Below are 18,102 nucleotides of genomic sequence, written 5' to 3' on the forward strand. Positions count from 1 at the left end.
AATGGATCTTGAGTCAGCTCTGGCTTACATGAAAGAGCACGGCTTTCGGGGGAGAGTGAACAACGCCTTGGTCATCTCCCGTGCGCTTGACCGCGGTGTCACCGTGCGCCCTGACCGCAAAGGACGGGTTCAACTGCGGAAAGGCCGCCGAAAGTGGCTCTTCCACAACGGATGGTCAAACCTAAATCACCGGCTGGTCACCCGATGCGCCACCCAGAAGGAGATCACAAGCCGGCTTCTCCGTGCCCGTGGCCTCCCGGCTCCAGAGAACGCCTATTTCGGCGCCGACGACATCGAGCGCGCCTGGGCATGGGCCGAGCCGGTGCTACCTGTGGTGGTCAAACCCAGTGACCTCAGCAAAGGCGACGCCGTTCACGTAGACATCAAGGACCGTGGGGCGTTCGAAGGAGCATTCAACGTAGTTGTACGGAGATCAGGCGGGGCACTGATCGAGGTCCTCGGCAGAGGAGTCGAGCATCGGATCACGACTATTGATGGTGAAATCGCCGCCGCAACCAAACGGCTTCCCGCGCACGTCGTTGGAGACGGAATCACCACGATCGAGGGACTCGTCGCACTGAAGAACCAACAGCGCGAATCCAGCGGCAATCCGGTACACAAGTTGTTGAAGCTCGACGCAGTCGCCATCGAACAGATGACCAGGCAAGGCTTGACATCAACATCGGTGCCCGAGTCTGGAGTACATGTGGCACTTCGGGCCACATCGAACGTCTCCACCGGCGGCGACGCCGTTGACGCCACCGACGATCTCCGACCGGACGAGGCTGAGATCGTTCGCCAAGCTGCTCGCGCCATCCCAGGTCTGCGCATCGCCGGGTTCGACGTCCTGTTACCCCGCGGATCGGAGTCCAGCGGGCCGTCCATAATCGAGGTCAACACCGCACCGATGATCTCTATGCACCACTATCCGTGGACCGGACAACCCCGGGACGTTGCTGATCGGATCCTCGATGCCATGTTCGTCGAGTGACGGATCGGTGGACTGGGTATTCTGGGACTTCGGCGGCCACGACATCACGAGCGTCGCCCGATACAACTACACCCACGCCAACTCGAAGGCCACGTCACCAGCGGACCCGTCTACATCAACGTGATCCGCTAAAGCGTCACGAAAACGCGGCCTCTAGACGAGGCACGCGTCAACTATCGCCCTGGCGACGTCGCGCGGTTTGCCTTCCCACGGGAAGTGATGCGCCCCGATCGCCGGCCGGGAATTGACCTCGAGAATGATGTGGTTATCTGGCGACGCCGGTTGCCGGTAGTCGGTGGCGATGATATCCACGCCAGCCACGCCGAGTTGCGGGAACGCCAGCTCGGCCTGGCCGGCTACCTCGAGATACGTTGGATGCACAACGTCCGTCAGGTCTACGCTGTCGGCTCCGGTGGAGAAACCGCCACGGTCGTCCATCACAAGCCGTTCGCCGGGGGCTGGGACATGCTCCGGGTCCCCCCGCAGGGGAACGACGTGTCGCCGTAGGTGGGGGTTATCCTGGCGGAACTCGTTCTTCGCGGCGACCAGTTGCCGCAACATCGAGGATCCGTCGCCCACAACGTGAGCCGGGATCCGCCCGGCGACAGCCACGCATCGACCACCCACTGTGAGGAACCTCGCCTCCGTGCCGGCTGCCTGCCGTTCCACGACCACTCTGCCGCCGGCCGCGATGGTCCACGCATCCCGAAAGGCGGCTTCGTCGGTGACGCCGACCGTGACGCCTCGCCCACTACCGCGCCCGGCTGGCTTCACCACGACTGGCCATCCGATCCGCCTGACGCGAGTGAGTGCCTTGTCGTACTCAGCATCATCAAACGTGCCGCCGACGGCGACCGTCAAGCCGGCTCGCCTCAGCAGATCGCGCGTATAGTCCTTGCGGCCTGTCATGTCGAATCCGACCGTGCTGGTGATGGTGCAGCGAGTCATGTTCCACCCGTACACGCGCCCGTCGATCTCCACGACGAAAAGAGCTTTCCGCAGCCAGCGAGGTTGATACCCCCGGCGTATCACCTCGAGCGCTAACAGGTGTGTGGAGAGTTCGTAATAGGTGCCGGGCTCCACGGCGTCTGCCGGGGGCCTCGCGTTGTCAGAACTCGTCGTCTTCATCGTCATGGCGATGCTCAGCCGTTTTCACCAACTGCGCTGGTGTTGTGCGGTCTAGGCCCTCGCACAGGAGACCAATCGTCGCGTCTTCGGCGGCACCCTCGGAGCGAAGCGCAAAAGCGCGCCGCACCTCAGGCGTGGAGTCGGAAGCCATGCTGCAAACCATACCTGCTGCCCGTTCCGAGGAGGCATCTTGCCCACATCAAGGCCGTACGACCCGCTGGCGCGCCTACCAGTTCAAAGAAGCCTTACGCGCCGAGTTCGCCGGCGACCTGGACACCGCTGGCAGACCCATCACCCTCAATCTGCCCTACCACACCAGCCGCCATCCACCTTCACGGCAGTAGAGCCCAAACTCCGACGCGATGAAGAACGCCCACTCAGGCGGCCACGGCATGATCGAACTCAATACCGACGCCGGTATCGGCTGTCATCGCGACCCGTGGTGGGGCAAGCCTCGGGATGTGGCAAGCCGGTCCACCGGCACGCCGAGTCCTTTCAAAAGAACTGCTCAGGTGCGCACAGTCATACCGTCCAGCGCCTCCGGCGCCCGGTGCCGCTCTTCGACCAGCATGGCCCGGTGACCATCGAGCCTGCCATCGAGCATCGCCTCGGCCAGCCAGGCGATGTGGGCTGCGGGGCCCTGGAGAACTCCTTCGGCGACGCCCTCGATCCGGTCCGTGACACCGATGTAGCCGCTCAGTTCTAGCTGCTGGGCGGCCTGGACCAGGGCCGATACGGCCCCGTCCAGGTCGGGAATCGCCTCGGCACGAAAGTCGACAGCGACCTGATCCTGGAGTTCGGCAAGGTCGATGTCGTCTTCACGCGCGTGGTGGCTCAGGATGACATCGCCCATCTGCTGGCTGAGCTCGTCGGAGACGTCGCCCTGAACGGCAAGGCCGGGTCGCTCGGAGAACTCGACCACCCAGGCGTCCTGCCCGCTTGCCGGGCGCCGATGATCACTAGCCACGATGTCGACGGCCGCGACGGTCAACCCTGGCAACGCGTGAACGGCGTCGATCGCCAGCTGTTGCAAGGTCGGGTGGGTCTCGCCGAGAATGTCACGTCCTTCACCACCTGAGTCCGAGCCGGGCGGCCCAGAACAATGCACGACGGAGCGCACCAGGCCGCCGACGACGAGGAAGCGCAGATACTCACCACGGACGCGTTCTTCGACGAGGAAACGGTAACCGGGCGGGACGACGACGCGCCCTTCCTCTTCCCCCGGCTCGCGTAGTTCGGTCAGCGCGTAGGCTGCACGGGTGAACGTTGCCCGCTCAGTGGGTGGTGTACGGAGATAATCGATAGCGGCGTCGAGCTGCTCCTCGTTCTCCACGTCCGGAAACGTCTCGATGGCGTTGTCGCCCATCGCGGGCTTGACCACCACTGGGTAGCCGACACGCTCGGCGAAGCTCTTGGCATCTTTGATGCCGCGCCCCACCGAGAAGGTGGCGCCCCTCGGCAGCGGCAGCTCGGCGCGCTCCAGCAGCGCCCGGCGCATCCGCTTGTCCTGCGCATAGGTGACCGACCCGAGCGTCGTACTCCGCGGAATGCCGTGGATGAAGGCCAGCTCACGAGTCTCGTCCGGGGTGCTGACCATAAGCACCTGCCGGGGATAGAGCACCACGTTCAGGCCACGACGCAGGGCCGCCTGATGCACCTCGTAACCGTCGCGGACCTCGGGAGTCAGGTGCTCGACCCCGAGACCGGTGGGCACCTGGGCAGACTCAACCGACATGGACTAGCTCCTGTGGTGTGCGATCGACGATCTCAAAACTGTTCACATCCGGTGGCTGGACGTGGACCGTGGACACCGACGTGGGAAGCGCGTTCTTCGGGCCAAGCACGGCGGCAGCTGCCAGCGCGCTGGCAGCCGGCGTCGCGCCCACCAGCACCGCCTCGACCGTGCGGTCGTTGACGTTGCGCACCCAGCCGGTGACTCCGAAGGTCTCCGCTCTGCGCTGCATCCAGACCCGGTAGCCGACCCCGGTGACCCGGCCTCTGATGGTGAGCTTGAGCGCCAGCTGTTCCGCCCGCTGTTCGTGCGCATCCAGATTGAACTGGCGGACACACTCCTGCATGAACGTCCGCGCCACCTGGCGGGGCGAACCGTAGAGCGGATACTCACAGTTGCCGATCGCGGCATGTGCGTTCAGCTCGCAGATACCGGCTTGTTGCTCGTCGATGGGTTTCGTGTGGTCTTCGAGCAGGAAGTCGACACCACAGAACGCCAGCCCGGGAATGGCCCGCACAGCTTTGACACAGGCTTCCTTGATGGACGGGTGCATCTCGTCCAGCACGTCGATCGAATCGCCACCCTGCGACAAGCTGCAGGTGTTGGAGAGCAGCACCTGCTGGCCCGGCTCCGGTACCGACTCGAGGGTCAGACCGGCACGCTCCAGCTGATATCGAGCGGCATCGTCGTACTTGATCGGGCGGCCCCACAGATGCGGGTTGAGCCGGCGCGCGAGGTTCTTGCGGATCAGTAGCTCGGCGACCGAGTTCTTTCCGTCGCCGACCACCGAAGCGGGCTCACGAAGAATCGCGGCGATGACCTCGTCGCCGACCACCACGATCCGGTAGTCCCGGCCGGTCACATGCTGCTCGACGATGAAGTCTTGGTTCCCGAGCTTGCTGTCCTCCAGCTGCTGGAACGCGAGATCGAGCTCGTTCTCGTCCTGGATGTTGGCGACGACGCCGATACCACGCACCCCCATGGCCGGCTTCACCACGACGGGATAGCCGATCCGCTCGGCATACACGCGCGCGGAATCGTAGTCGCGGTTGGCGAACGTGCGGCCCTTGGGCACCGGTACGCCAGCTCGATTCAGCCGCATCCGGGTGGCCTCTTTGTGGGTGCACAAGGCGAGCGACACCGCGCTCGACAGCGGCGAGCGGCTCCACTTGAAGACCAGCTGGTCATGTATGCCGTCGGAGGCCACGAACGCACCCTTGGAGAAGCGCGTGGTGGACAACCCGAGCGCCAGCGCCTCACGTTCCAGCAGGTGCCCTTTGGTGCCATTGGGCCCGAGAGGCTGCAGGTACGGGACTTCGTCGTAGACGTTGGGTGTCTCCCCTGCCGCCCCGGTGAGCTCCACCGGCGTTGGCACAGTGACGTAGTCGGTGATTCGATCGACGATCGTCTCGTACGGCATGAGTGCGCCTAGCCCGGGCCCCTGCGGCGCGGTGACCTCCTCCGGCTCGTCATCTATCTGGATGTAGTCGAGCCGGGGCAGCGCCACCGCCAGATTGCGCAGCGCGGCGGCGGCGACCTCGCCGATGCCTTCGGAATGGCTCAAGTAGATCTGAATGTCCGGGTTGGCGGCCAGCGCGACCTCGGCCAGCTCGATGCTTGCCAGCAGGCCGCCGGCGGCCGCCGGCCGAATGTTCAACGCTCCACTGCCGCCGCGTGCGATCAGCCGGTCCAGGCCCTGCCGGCTCCACACGCTGCTGCCGGCCACGACCCGGACATCGACACCGGCGCGCGGAGAGGCTGCCGCTGCTGCAGCAGCCTTACGCTGCAGGTCGGGTAGTTGTTGCCGGTTACGGGGCCGCACCGGCTGCTCCAGGATCACCTGTCGCGGCAGCTGCTCCGCGGAGATCGCCCGGACCACCTGCTCGATGAGGTCGGCGGCGTCGGGCGGGCTCAACGACCCCCGAAGGTCGATCCACAAGGGCTCGTCGCCGTCACCCGATTGCGACGCCGCGGCCTCGGTGAGCAAAGCGAGGTTCTTCTCCACGCCAGAGCCGCCGGTCAAGGCCACCAAGCCGGAGACCTTGCCGGCGCGCAGCCCCAGGAGTTCGGCGACAGAAAGGTCGAGGCCGCGGGCGACGATGTCGAGCAGAGCGGTCTCGATGCCGATCAGCGTGCCCCGGAATGGGATGGCATCGTCGATGCGCCCGGCCCGGCCGGCCAGTTGCCGAGCCCAGCCCTTGACCGCCTTCTTCAGCGAGGTCGGGCGCGGGCGGGCCGGCGTGGCCTCCAGCGCGGCGGCGCGCAACTCGGCCATCACCTCTTGGACGGCGGCTACGGCAGCGTCGCGACCGGTGAGAACGAACCGGCGGCCCTCGAGCGTCTTGACGGCCTCGAGGAGGAAGTCCCACGAGGCGCTACCGCGATCTCCGGTGTCGCCGCCGCGCGGCTGGGCCTCGCCGAGTCCGATGAACCGGACACCCTCTCCGGCAGTGGCCTCCAGCTTGACGAGGTAGTTTCCCCTTGACTGCTTGGCCTGCCCGTTGCCACCGTTGGGAGTGCGGTACGCGATCGCGTGAACGCGGTCGACGGTTAGCGCCCGCCCGGATTGGTCCATGCCCCGTTGCCTCTCGTGACTCCTAGGATGTTGCGACCGGATTCGCGTTAACGGATGTGCACGGCCGCGTGCGCCTGCCGATTGTACGGGCGCTGGTAGCCGCGCGTCACGTCCCGCCCATCACCCGGACCGCAGAGGCAGAAATCGCTGGTGTTCACCCGCGTATCCGATTGACGCACGCGATTGCCAGCGCCTCCGCGGCATCCCAGGCGGGCGCGTCGATCCCATCAGGCGGGAGGCCCAACACAGCAGACACATCGGTACACCCGTAGATGATTCCGTCCGCGCCCCGCCCGAGCAGCTCTCGGGCAGCGTTGCTCAGTATGTCCCGGGCGCCGTCCAGCGAACCCGCCTTCACCGCCCTGATGCCGGCCATGACCGGATTGTCCGGGCCGAGGTCGGTCAGGTCGATGACTCGCTTGCCGGATTGAGCCAGGACCTTCTCGTAGATGCCGGACCGGACCGTGCCGTCGGTGGCCATCAGGCCCAATGTGGTGGCATCGGGAGCGTCGCGTTCGACCTGAGCGGCCACGGCGTCGACGATGTGCACCACCGGGACAGTGGTGGCCGCGGCGAGATCGTCATACCAGTGGTGCGCCGTATTACACGGGATGGCGATGAGGTCGCAGCCAGCCTCGTCGAGGAAAGCGATGCCCCGGAACATCGCCGGCAACGGATCTTCACCGTCGGCGAGGATGGCATCGGAGCGGTCCGGAGTAGTGGGGTCGGAGTACACGATGGTCGCGATGTGCTCTTGATCACGAGTAGCCGGCGTATGGGCGGCGAGCTTGGCGAGAAAGTCTGCGGTTGCGGCGGGACCCATCCCGCCCAGCACTCCGAGCAGCGGCGACATCATTCCTCGAAGGCTACCGTACGTACACCGCGTTGATCATGGCCGATTTGCCCCGGCTGTCAGCCTTGTGGGGAGATCTCCACTCAGATCGGCTCGTCGATTTCGACCGCCGGCGGCTCCGAAGCGAGATCGGTGGTGACTCCGCGCTCGGCATAGTAGGCACGTGCCCGGCGATCGGCGAACAGCGGCTGATGGGCCTGGAGGACGTTCATCCCCGTGTTGATGTTCGCCTCCAGCACCACGGGACCCTCGGGCGTCACGACGATGTCCCAGCCGATGTACTCCATGAAGGACAGCACCCGCGCGGAGTGCAGGACCAGGTCACGGATCTCGGCCCAGTACGGCACCTCGACACCGGTGATCGGCGCCCCGGTATCGGGGTGCGAGTCGAACCACTCAACCGTGTCGCGCTCGGGCAGGCGGGTCGCGCGACCCAGCTGACCGGTGTCCAGGTCGACCTGTGCGCTCAGGCCGCCGCGGCTCCAGTTGTCCGCGGGTTGCGAGCGATCTGTGCCGATCCGCTGGACCGCCATGGCGATGAACGGTCGGTGATCGTCGTTGATGTCGATCATGGTCAGCGCCCGGATGGTGTTGACCGCATGCGGGTAGAGGGCGCTCTGCTTCGGGTGCTGCTCCAGGCCCTCTTCCACGATCAGCGGGCGATTCTGCGCGTAGAACACCTCGATGACCTGATCGAGATCCTTTTCTTCGCCGTTGACGGTCCAGCGGTGCTCGGAAAGCCGTTTCACCGCGAAGATGTTCTTCCCCTCCGCACCGGAGAGAACCTTGAAGAACACCTGTTGCGCGACCCGGAGCCGGTCCAGATACTCGGGTAGTTCAACCCGCTCCTCACCTGGGAACCGATGCACCGCCCGTCGCCAGTACACCCCGAGCAACTCCGCGGAACGGATGTCCATGGTGCCCAGCAGCAGATGAGTGGTGAGCTTGTTGTTGATGACGTCCTGAAGCCGCTCGTGCACCATCCGCTTGGTGCGGTACACGCGCTGCAGATCGGACACATACTCAGCGGGATCGTTGTGACCAAGGTCGTACAGGACCGCGCTCCGGGACAGGAAGCCCTTCAGCCACCACCGGGGCCGTCGTAGCCGCAACGGCGCGTCCCACTCCCGCTCCTTCTTGATCAGCTTGCGGATCGCGGTCCAGCGCATCCGCCCGGCGCGGTACCGGTGCCGAGTCCGTTTCGGCAGCTTGCGAACCCGGCGCGCAGCAACGCGAGCCCGTCCACGCGCCCATGTGAGCCCCGTGCCAACTCTGTTCATCGTCCTACCTCAACGCGTCCCCGTGTGTGTGATTTCATGCGCGTCGTCGCGTCCGGGCCATTTCCAGGACGTCGAGAACCGCGGCCGACGCGCCCGCCTGTCCCGCTGGTTCGATCGTACGGTCGATGTACACCACCGTGATCGGGTGGATGACCCGGCAGGTCTCGTCAACCCGGCGACGCAGATAATCCTGCCATCCTTCTCCGTAGAGCGCGTTCCAGCCGGATTCAGGGACCAACGTCTCCAGAGTGACCCCGAACTCCACCGCTTCGTCCACCCACGACGGCGGAGCCAACACGGCCGGACGGAACGCGGCCGACATCTGGGCACGTTCGACGACCGCCCGCAGCGTGGCAGCGGGGTCCACCTCTTCGCCGGTGACGATGAGCAGCGCGACCGGCAGCCGGTCCGGCGCCGGATGGGTGATCGGCGCCCGCGCCGGCAACGTCAGATCGGCATCGCTCACCTCGAACAGCATCAATCCCGACGACGGCGCCACCCGCTCGAGCATCTTGACCCGGCCACGCCGCAACGAACTCATCGTCCGCCGCGCCGCATGCCGCAGCCGCGTCGGAGCCTTCCGGCGGAGCCTGGCCATCCGGCCGCGCTGCGGAGCGGTCGCGGGTCGCCCCGGCGCCCGGAAGGTCACGGTCCAACCCTCCGGGAGCGGCCAGGCGGGTGGTTCGGCGTCGGTCGTATCGTCCTCGGTGGTCACCGGAGCCGGCCGGTCGGATACTGACGGCGAACCACGATGCACACGGACACGTTCGATGCTCACGTCCTTCACCGAACCGGTGACCACCTTGGCGTCCGGCCCGCCACCGTCGACGACGACGATCCGCGACGGCCGGTGCGTAGCCACGAGTCCGTCCAGGCGCAGTGCCAGGTACCGCCGCCGCTCCGCGGCGGAAAGCTCGGCCAAGCCCCACGGGAAGGTCTCCACCAAGACTTCGCGCCGCTCAACGGCTCCCGCGGCCCGGCCCGGCTTGGCGACGGTTGGGACATGTGCCACCTCGGCGGCTCGCCACGCCGGCACCACCACCGCACACGGCCCCTCCCCGGTGACGTGCCCAACAACACTCGGCAACACCGAGCCACCGGTGGTGTCCCACCGAACGTCGATGACCAGTGTGCGCGGCCCATCGGCATGATTCACCCTCGGCCGACGCTGCTCCTTGGGCTTCTCGGACGAGGCTGCGGATCGAGCCGTGCGGCGGCGGGTAGCAGAGGCACGCGGTGAGCCCGTTGCGCCCTCGGGAGCGCCGATGAGCTTCTCGACCCGCTCGATGTGCGTCTCGTAGCTGAACCGCTTCTGGGCCAGCTCCACTCCGGCCTGGGATCGCGCGGCGAAGGCATCCCAGTTGCCGTACAGGTCGTCGACGTATCGCCGCACGTCGGCCGGGGATCCGTACAGACATGCGCCGCCGAACAACGGCTCCAGATATGGCGGCACTATGGCTACGGCCCCGGCCGACAACGCCTCGAGCACGACTCTCCCGAACGCCTCGACCAGGCCGGGATGGTGAAAGTAGACGAAGAAGTCGATCGTGGCCAGAAAGTCACGGACCGGCACCGAGTTGAACGGCAGGTCCACCCAGTTGGCCGGAATCCGGTCGAGGATCTGCGCCGGCGCGTCGGTGCCGCCGAGGATCCGCACGGAGTACCGCGGATCGTGCGGGTACGCCGCCAGGATGTCGGACTTGTTGTCCGGCCATTTTGTCCAGTGTCCGCGGCTGTGCCGCCCGATCACCGGACGGTCGGACACGAAGCCAGTCCGCTTCACCTGCGAAGCAGCGACGTCGATCACGTTCTCCCAGTCCCAGGGCAGCATCGGCAGCCAGCCCGCGTGCGACTCCAGCGACTGACGCACCCGGGGCCCGATCGGCGCCCACGTGGCTTCCTTGCCCATGAGACGTTCGATCTGACGGTGGACATGACGGACGTCGTAGTACGGCTGTACTCCCCGGTCGTCTGACGCGACCTGGTTGACGGCAAGGATCACGTGCTCCGCGTCGAGCTGCGGCAACCCATGCGGTGGGTCGGTGAAGATGGTGGGATGTCTGGCCAGCAGGAGCCCAGCCTCCACCCGGTCAGCGCCGAGCACCAGCTCGGCCTTGCCCTCATCCAGTGCCTTACGCACCTTGGGGGCAAACGGGCGAGCTTTGCCCAGCACCGGCGACGGCAAGTGCAGGAGGCCGGTCCGGTATCCGGCTCGGTGTTGTGCCTCGATCTCTTCGACCACACTCGACGTGGTCCCGCCGGGGAAGCGGCCGTCAGTGGCCATCAGGATGTCGAATCTCGTCGTTCTGCTTGTCATGAGACCTTCTGCTACGTGGACGCGACCTTCAGTCAGGAGTTTGAGAGGTCTCGCGCCCCGCACCGCGCGACCTGGTGTTCCGACCGCGAATCTTTCCATATAGCGCCCGCATCGGCATGATCCGGTCGCCACGCCCACCGAGCCGGGCCCGGATTGGTGCGGGACGGCCGGCGGCTGCGAGTAACTCCGAGATCCAGGCTTTTATCTGGTCGGTGCCCACCGAGGCGACCACCCGGACCCGTTCAGCTCCGAAGCGCCGCCTGGCCTCCTCGCCTACGTCGGGCTGGTCAGTCACGACATATCGACAGACGGCAGCCACTGGTGTATCGAGATCGTCGGCAGCTCCGGCCAGCAGGACCGAGGCGGTGCCGCGCCGCTCGCATTCGACGAGCACGTCGACGAGACCACCGGCCAGCTGGTCCGGTCCACCAGCTTCCTTTCCGACGATCAATACCAGCTCCGCCGCGGCGGAGCTGATTGCCGCCTCCGATCCGGCACCCTTCTGAGTGGATTCGTGGCCGAGAACCACATACTTCTTGCCCAACACGTCTCACCCACGCCCCAGTAGGGCGTCGATGCCCGAACCGTCGAGCACGTCCTCGTAATGATCGAGCCAGAGCGACAGGGTCGCCAGCCCCCGGATCAAATGCTGCGGGCGAGTGAGGTTCAAGTACTTCCTCCAGATATCGAGATCGGCGACAACGAGCTCGGGCGAGAGCAGCTGCCGCACGGGTTCACGAGTCACGATGTCGCGCAGGACCCGCGCGGCTTCTGCCGACGAGACGCGTCGTTGGTGCGGGCGTTCTTGCGGGGTGAGCTCAAGCGCCGTGGGCAGGTCAGCCAGTTGCGGCGCGAACGGCCGGAGCAGCTCCGGGTAGAGGCGGCCGTCGGCATGCTGCTCGGCCGGAATGGCCAGCGCGGCCCGGACCACGGCGTCGTCGAGGAACGGGGTCGCCACTGGTGTGGCCGAACTCAGCAGCCCGTAGGGTGCCAGGCTGATCCCGGGCAACGTGCGAGTCAGGTACGCGGTGAACGTGCTGCCGAAGGGGTGGTTCACCAACGGCGCGGCGACGGTGTCGAAACTTGCCCTGGTGCGTTCCCGGAGCTGCTCGACCACACGCGCATCCAAGATTTCTTCCGCACCGTGCAGGTACCTGGCCAGCCGATCGAACCGGCGGTCGAGAATCGGGCGTTCGGAGTCCTCGTCCGGGAAAGCGCCCCCGACGAACAGCCCGCCGCCAAGACCGTCGAGCACCGTGCGCGACGTTCCGGCCAGCGCCCGCGCCAACGGCACCAGCCACACGTGAAAGGACGTCTGGTAGTCGACCGACCGAGCGAAATGTTCGAGGTCAGCGCCGAAGTCGTCCCGGACCGGCGGCACGATCTCATGCTGGATCCCCAGCATCCCCGCAACTTTGGCAGCCACCAGCTCTTCCATGACCGTCCCGGTATCGGACGAGGTGGTCCACGCGGTCAGCTGCTCCGGCACCAGCCCGGACGCGATCGCCGTGAGCACCCGCGAGTCCCAGCCGCCGCTGAGCAGACAGGTCAGGCCTTGCCGCATGCCGAGTGCGGATACCGTCTCGGCCAGAGCATCCCGCACGGTATCGACCGAGGCGCCGGATACGGCGTCGACGTCCAACCACGGCCAGCCCGTCGAATTCACCTCTGGAGCCGAGCCCGGCGTCACAGTGATCCGGCTCCAAGGCTGCATCCGGTGAATGCCGGCGAAAACCGTCCGGCCCCCCAACGGGCCGCCCGCCGCGAGAATGTGCGCCCAGGCGTCCCAGTCGGGCCGGGCTCCGCCGGCCTGGGTGCGAGCCAGAGGCTCGATCCGGGAGCAGAAGTGCACATGGGGATCTTTGTCCGGCGCGGAGCCGGCATCCATGTAGATCGGCACGGCACCCGATATCCCACTGTGGAGGCGGGCGGCACGGCTGTCGACCACAAGCGAGAACGCGTCGTGCTCCCGGGCTATCCGGGAGTCGTCCGGAGGCAAGCTGGCTGGCAGCGGTGTGGGAGACCACGAAACGCCGGTGTGCTGGTTCGCATCGGTGTCCGGCGCAGCCCACCGCACCGAGCCCGCATCCGCGCGCAACGCAGCGCCAGGCTGGTCGATGAGCCCACGGACACCACCCAAGACGTCCGACATGGCGTCGACGCGGCTTCTGTCACCTGGTCCTACACGTCCGCACATGCCGAGTGTGCGTCTGGATCGGTCGCCCTGCATGGCTCCATCCTGCCTCCTCCCGCCGCGCATTCGCTCGCGACGGCAGCCAATCGGGCCGACTCCGGGCCGCATAGTCGGACAAAGCGGACAACTCTCAAATGGGTGACGTGGTTTTCCCATCTAACGGGGATGTAATGTCACATGAAGATCTCGTCTAGACAACAATTAAGCAGCGAATTCATGACACACCACGAAGAGTCCAGCTCCGTGCAAACCGAAGACTCAACCCGGCCTCCGGAATTCGAAGTCCTGATCGGTGCCGCGCTTCATCAGCTCCGCCACCTCGAGCCACGAGCGTATGAACTCGATCACAAGGTCGCCAAACGCGAACTCGATGCCGCGCTGATCGCCGACTCCGCCCGGCGCCGCGGCCTGGAGGTGCAGCGTCTCACCCGGCAGATGCAGATCATCAGAAGCGACTCACTCGCTGTCGGCTTCTTCCAGAACATGAGCTCGCCGCTCACCGCGCTCGACCGGGCAGCCACCAACAACAAGCTGCTCACCAAACGGATCCTGGCCGAGAACGGCATCCCACTGGCCCGGGGTGAGGTCGCCACCAGTGTCGACGACGCTCTCGCCGCCTTTCACCGGATCGGTCCGCCCGTCGTGGTCAAGCCGATCTCGGGCAGCCATGGCCGCGGCGTGACCGTCAACGTGCAGGACGAAGGCGAGCTCAAGACCGCTGCTGGAGAAGCCTTCGAGCGCACCAACCGGCTACTGGTCGAGGAGATGATCTCCTCGATCGACCTGCGGGTGATGACCGTCGCCGGCCGCGCGGTGGCCGCGATGCTCCGCGTCCCCGCCAACGTGCTAGGCGACGGCGTGTCGACGATCCGAGAGCTGGCCGATCAGAAGAACGACGTGCGAGCCGGCAACGCATACCTTCGCCATTGCCCCATCACCATCTCACCTTTCACCGAACACCATCTCGCGCTGCGCGGGCTCACCCCGGACAGCGTGCCCGAAGCGGGTCAGCGAGTCTTCCTGCACTACAAAGCCAATCTGTCGTCCGGTGGCGACAGCTACGAGATCATGGACGTCGTCCACCCGGAGATCCTGCGGCTGGCTGAACGGGCGGCATCGTGCATCGAGAGCGCATACCACGCTGGGGTCGACATCCTGCTTGAACGATTCGACGCCCCACCAGATGCGCAGTCATGCATCGTTTGTGAGATGAATCTCAACAACGAGATGCCCATCCACATCTACCCGTTGTTCGGAACCCCCAGCCCCACTGGCGACGAAACGGTCGAGGGGTACTTCTTCCGGGCTAGCGAGCAACTCCAGGCCGAGCCGCGCCGGCTGGCAACCGAACCGCCCCGCGCCGTACCCGGACCACCAACCGACGATGACGCCACCTCGATCGAGTTGCTCGAAGCACTGGCTGCCGCCGGGCCCGCAGAGCCCTCGAATGAATACCCCACCGAAGCCCACCGGAGCCCGCGACGGCTCGACCAGCACTACCTCGGGCAGGCTCTCGAACAAGCCGGGTTCGACAACGTCTCGTTCCAGGGCAAGCTGGTCCACGCCGTGGAACATGATCGCGAGGTCGTGTTCGAGCGCAGTGGACGCACCATCTTCGCCACGGTGCTTTCCAGCAATCCCGCTGCGCTGCGATCGCTCCTCAGCATCGCCGGCTTACCCGGCCTGGCCCGGAAACGATTCGCCCTGGATGAGCTGCCGGCAGCCAAGAGTCTGATTGCCGGCACCCCTGGGCCGTGGCGGCTCCGGCCACGCCCCCGCATCGACAGCCAGAGACAGAGCTTCCGGGTGGAAACCCCTTCGAGGCTCGAGCGGGTCTGGTCCGAGCTACCCGCCGGCGTCACTCATGTCTTCCTGGAGCAAGTGCCTACCGGGTCGGCCATGAGCGTCTTGATGATCAACGGAGCGCCTTCCGCATCGGTCCTGCTCAATCCACCCAGCGTGCTTGGTGACGGCTCGACGCCGCTGGGTGTGCTGATCGACCGGAAGGTGGCCGCGCGCACAAACCACCCGTACCTCCGGCACGCTCCGATCAAGGACTCGTTGCTCAGTGACGAGCGCCTGGCTCGAAAGCAGCTGAGCCGAGCCGACATCCCCGGCGCGGGCGAGGTGATCGGGCTGGCGCGCTCACCATTGATGTCGCTCGGCCCAGACACGGTAGGTGTTCCCGGATGTCCCTATCCGGAACTCGCCGCGATAGCCGGCACGCTGCTGCAACTGATCGGCGCGTTGCCCATCGTCAGCATCACCTTTGCGCGTCGGCCCGGCTCAGATGCGGGCAGCCCAGCGTGGGTGGTGTGGGAGATCGACCCTGATCCTGAACTCGCCCAGTTCGCGTTCCCATGGGTGGGCGACGTGGGTGAGATTTACCCGGCCGCCGCAGCGGCCCTGGCCGCTGGCCAGCGCTATCGTTTCTCACCGGACACCTCTGATGGGCCGACGCGCTAGAAACCTGACACCCATCACGCGCACACTTACCTGACGGGTCAGACTTCGTCACGTTCGGATAGTCAGGCATAGTGGACGGCGCGATCGTCCCGCCGCCGGTGACGATCCAACTCACGAGGAGGCAGATATGGCCGCAGAGCTCGCCGTCATCGGGCTCGGCTACGTCGGGTTGCCGCTGGCGCAGGAGGCAAGCCGGGCTGGACTGAAGGTGCTGGGGCTCGACGTTGCCCCGGATATCGTCGCCGGCCTCAACCAGGGCCGTTCCCATGTCGACGATCTCAACGATGAGGACGTCGCGGAGATGGTCGCCGCCGGTTTCGAGGCAACGACCGATCCCGCCGGCCTTGCCACCGCCTCCACCATCGTCATCTGCGTGCCGACGCCGCTGTCTGACGAAGGCGGCCCCGACCTGGCCGCGGTCACCAGCGCATCGGAGACCATCGCCGCACACCTTCGCCCAGGCATGCTGGTAGTCCTGGAGTCCACCACCTACCCGGGGACCACCGACGAGGTAGTCCGCCCCATCCTCGAACGCGGCGGGCTCGTCGCCGGCCAGGACTTCCATCTGGCGTTCTCTCCAGAACGCATCGACCCCGGCAACCCCACGTACGGCCTGCGCAATACCCCCAAGGTGGTGGGCGGGCACACCCCGGCATGTACGGCCAAGGCCGCCGAACTCTACCGGCGCTTCGTCGACACCGTCGTGGAGGCACGTGGCACGAGGGAGGCCGAGACCGCCAAACTCCTCGAGAACACCTACCGGCATGTCAACATCGCGCTGGTCAACGAGATGGCCCGGTTCTGCCACGAGCTGGACATCGACCTGTGGGACGTGATCCGGCTGGCCGCCACGAAGCCGTTCGGCTTCAAAGCGTTCTACCCCGGTCCCGGCGTCGGCGGACACTGCATACCCATCGACCCGAATTACCTCAGCCACAATGTGCGGGCCCGGTTGGGCTACCCGTTCCGGTTCGTCGAACTAGCCCAGGAAATCAACGCCACGATGCCGGGATACATCGCCCAGCGAATCCAGAACCTGCTCAACCAGGAACGCAAGGCACTCAACGGCGCGACCGTCCTGTTGCTTGGTGTCACGTACAAACAGAACATCGCCGACCAGCGCGAGTCGCCAGCCGTTCCGGTCGCGCGGCGGCTGATGTCACTGGGCGCCAACGTCGTGTTCCACGATCCCCATGTGCCGGTCTGGTATCTCGACGGGATGGCCTTGGACCGGGTGCCGGACCTCGATGCGACGCTGGCCGCCGCCGACATCGTCGTCATCCTGCAGGGGCACAGCGAATACGAGGGCGAGATGATCGCCAAAAAGGCGGCCAAAGTGTTCGACACCCGCGGCATCACGCCGCCGTCCGCCACCGTCGAGCATCTGTAGTCCACCTTCTGGGTTCGGCGCAGGGTAGGGTCTTCACCCGTGAACGTCCTGGTTCTGACCGTGGTGCACGATCCTGAAGACACCCGTATCCGGCACAAGCAGATCAACACTCTGCGCGCGGCCGGGCACGCGGTCACCTTCGCGGCTCCGTTCAGCGGTTATGACCGCCCGCGCCCCCGCGATATCACGTCCATCGACATCCCACGCGCCCGCGGGCTCCGCCGAATTCGGGCCCTGCGCGCCGCCCGGATTCTTCTACGGCGGCACGCCACTGAGTACGACGTAATCCTGATGCACGACCCAGAACTGCTGTTCGCCGCCGGCGGCCTCGAACACCCAGGGCTGGTGTGGGACGTCCACGAAGACACCGCCGCCGCCGTCCGGATGAAGCCGTGGCTGCCGCGGCCGGCACGTCCGCTGGCTGCGATGCTGATCCGCAAGGTCGAACGGCGCGCGGAGCAGAAGATGACTCTTCTCCTCGCCGAAGACGGCTACGCCGCAAGGTTCGAACGCAGCCATCCGGTCATCCGCAACAGCGCCGTCGAACCGGAGAGCCTCGACGTGGAGACCGGCAACCGGGTCGTCTACCTCGGCCGCATCACCCGCGCGCGCGGCGCCCTCGAGATGGTGGACCTCGGGCAGCGCCTCGCTCCCGACATCGAGGTACACCTCATCGGCAACGCCGATCCCGAGTGTGCCGACCAGATCCGTGCCGCCCACGAAGCCGGCCACGTCCACTGGCACGGTTTCGTCCCCAACGACGAGGCACTGGCGCAGCTACCAGGTGCGCTGGCCGGCATCAGCCTGCTGCACGACCAGCCCAACTACGCCCATTCACGGCCAACGAAGATCCTCGAATACATGGCCTACGGCCTGCCGACGATCACCACCCCGAACCCGGCTTCCCGGCAACTGATCGACCAGCACGGTTGTGGCGTCGTCGTGCCGTTCGGCGATGTCGACACCGTCGAAGCCGCCATCCGCCGCCTCGATGCCGACCGCCCCGAGCGCGACCGAATGGCCGCGGCCGGACGCCAGGCCGTGACAGAGCACTACAGCTGGGACGCCGACGCCGACACATTCGTTCGCACCTTGGAGCGGGTCGCTGCCAGGTCCTCCCGTCATCGGTGACCGGTAGCGCACGTCACACCCCGTGTGATCGTGAGCGGCTGAACG

At 66.2% G+C, this 18,102-nt stretch carries 13 protein-coding genes; 4 read left to right on the top strand and 9 right to left on the bottom strand.

Going from position 1 to position 18,102, the window contains the following annotated elements:
• Position 1: 1 nt before the first annotated feature.
• Positions 2–991: a hypothetical protein gene (locus F7O44_RS10110; RefSeq protein WP_222851238.1), complete on the top strand. Its 990-nt coding sequence runs from the start codon at positions 2–4 to the stop codon at positions 989–991.
• A gap of 153 nt (positions 992–1,144) precedes the next feature.
• Here F7O44_RS10110 and F7O44_RS10115 read toward each other — a convergent pair whose 3' ends face one another.
• The 9 genes from F7O44_RS10115 to F7O44_RS10155 form a co-directional block, all read right to left on the bottom strand.
• Positions 1,145–2,125 carry an ATP-binding protein gene (locus tag F7O44_RS10115; RefSeq protein ID WP_162450137.1) on the bottom strand — a complete coding sequence of 327 codons (981 nt, stop codon included), beginning with the start codon at positions 2,123–2,125 and terminating at the stop codon, positions 1,145–1,147.
• Positions 2,100–2,270 carry a hypothetical protein gene (locus F7O44_RS10120; protein WP_162450138.1) on the bottom strand — a complete coding sequence of 57 codons (171 nt, stop codon included), beginning with the start codon at positions 2,268–2,270 and terminating at the stop codon, positions 2,100–2,102. Before F7O44_RS10120 ends, F7O44_RS10115 begins: the two co-directional genes overlap by 26 nt.
• 357 nt (positions 2,271–2,627) lie before the next feature.
• Positions 2,628–3,854 carry an ATP-binding protein gene (locus F7O44_RS10125; RefSeq protein WP_162450139.1) on the bottom strand — a complete coding sequence of 409 codons (1,227 nt, stop codon included), beginning with the start codon at positions 3,852–3,854 and terminating at the stop codon, positions 2,628–2,630.
• Positions 3,844–6,426: an acylphosphatase gene (locus F7O44_RS10130; protein WP_162450140.1), complete on the bottom strand. Its 2,583-nt coding sequence runs from the start codon at positions 6,424–6,426 to the stop codon at positions 3,844–3,846. Before F7O44_RS10130 ends, F7O44_RS10125 begins: the two co-directional genes overlap by 11 nt.
• Before the next feature lie 154 nt (positions 6,427–6,580).
• The gene (gene cuyB, locus F7O44_RS10135; protein ID WP_162450141.1) at positions 6,581–7,282 is read right to left on the bottom strand and encodes a cysteate racemase; all 702 of its coding nucleotides are present in this window, start codon (positions 7,280–7,282) and stop codon (positions 6,581–6,583) included.
• Between the two features lie 80 nt (positions 7,283–7,362).
• Positions 7,363–8,559 (bottom strand): sugar-transfer associated ATP-grasp domain-containing protein, encoded by a 1,197-nt coding sequence (locus F7O44_RS10140; protein ID WP_162450142.1) that lies wholly within the window; start codon positions 8,557–8,559, stop codon positions 7,363–7,365.
• Positions 8,560–8,593: 34 nt separating this feature from the next.
• Positions 8,594–10,876, bottom strand: a complete 2,283-nt coding sequence (locus tag F7O44_RS10145; protein WP_162450143.1) for a glycosyltransferase — start codon at positions 10,874–10,876, stop codon at positions 8,594–8,596.
• A 28-nt stretch (positions 10,877–10,904) separates the two neighbouring features.
• Positions 10,905–11,423, bottom strand: coding sequence for a hypothetical protein (locus tag F7O44_RS10150; protein WP_162450144.1), 519 nt, complete (start codon positions 11,421–11,423; stop codon positions 10,905–10,907).
• Between the two features lie 3 nt (positions 11,424–11,426).
• Entirely contained in the window at positions 11,427–13,028 is a 1,602-nt protein-coding gene (locus F7O44_RS10155; RefSeq protein ID WP_162450145.1) for an asparagine synthase-related protein, read from the bottom strand.
• Between the two features lie 258 nt (positions 13,029–13,286).
• Between F7O44_RS10155 and F7O44_RS10160 the strand changes: the two genes are divergently transcribed.
• The 3 genes from F7O44_RS10160 (at position 13,287) to F7O44_RS10170 (ending at position 18,057) form a co-directional block, all read left to right on the top strand.
• The gene (locus F7O44_RS10160) at positions 13,287–15,536 is read left to right on the top strand and encodes an acetate--CoA ligase family protein (RefSeq protein ID WP_162450146.1); all 2,250 of its coding nucleotides are present in this window, start codon (positions 13,287–13,289) and stop codon (positions 15,534–15,536) included.
• Between the two features lie 127 nt (positions 15,537–15,663).
• The gene (locus tag F7O44_RS10165) at positions 15,664–16,926 is read left to right on the top strand and encodes a nucleotide sugar dehydrogenase (protein ID WP_162450147.1); all 1,263 of its coding nucleotides are present in this window, start codon (positions 15,664–15,666) and stop codon (positions 16,924–16,926) included.
• A gap of 39 nt (positions 16,927–16,965) precedes the next feature.
• A complete protein-coding gene (locus tag F7O44_RS10170) occupies positions 16,966–18,057 on the top strand; it encodes a glycosyltransferase (RefSeq protein WP_162450148.1) in 1,092 nt (363 codons plus the stop codon).
• Positions 18,058–18,102 lie beyond the last annotated feature (45 nt).

The sequence above is a fragment of the Phytoactinopolyspora mesophila genome (assembly GCF_010122465.1).
Lineage (GTDB): Bacteria > Actinomycetota > Actinomycetes > Jiangellales > Jiangellaceae > Phytoactinopolyspora > Phytoactinopolyspora mesophila.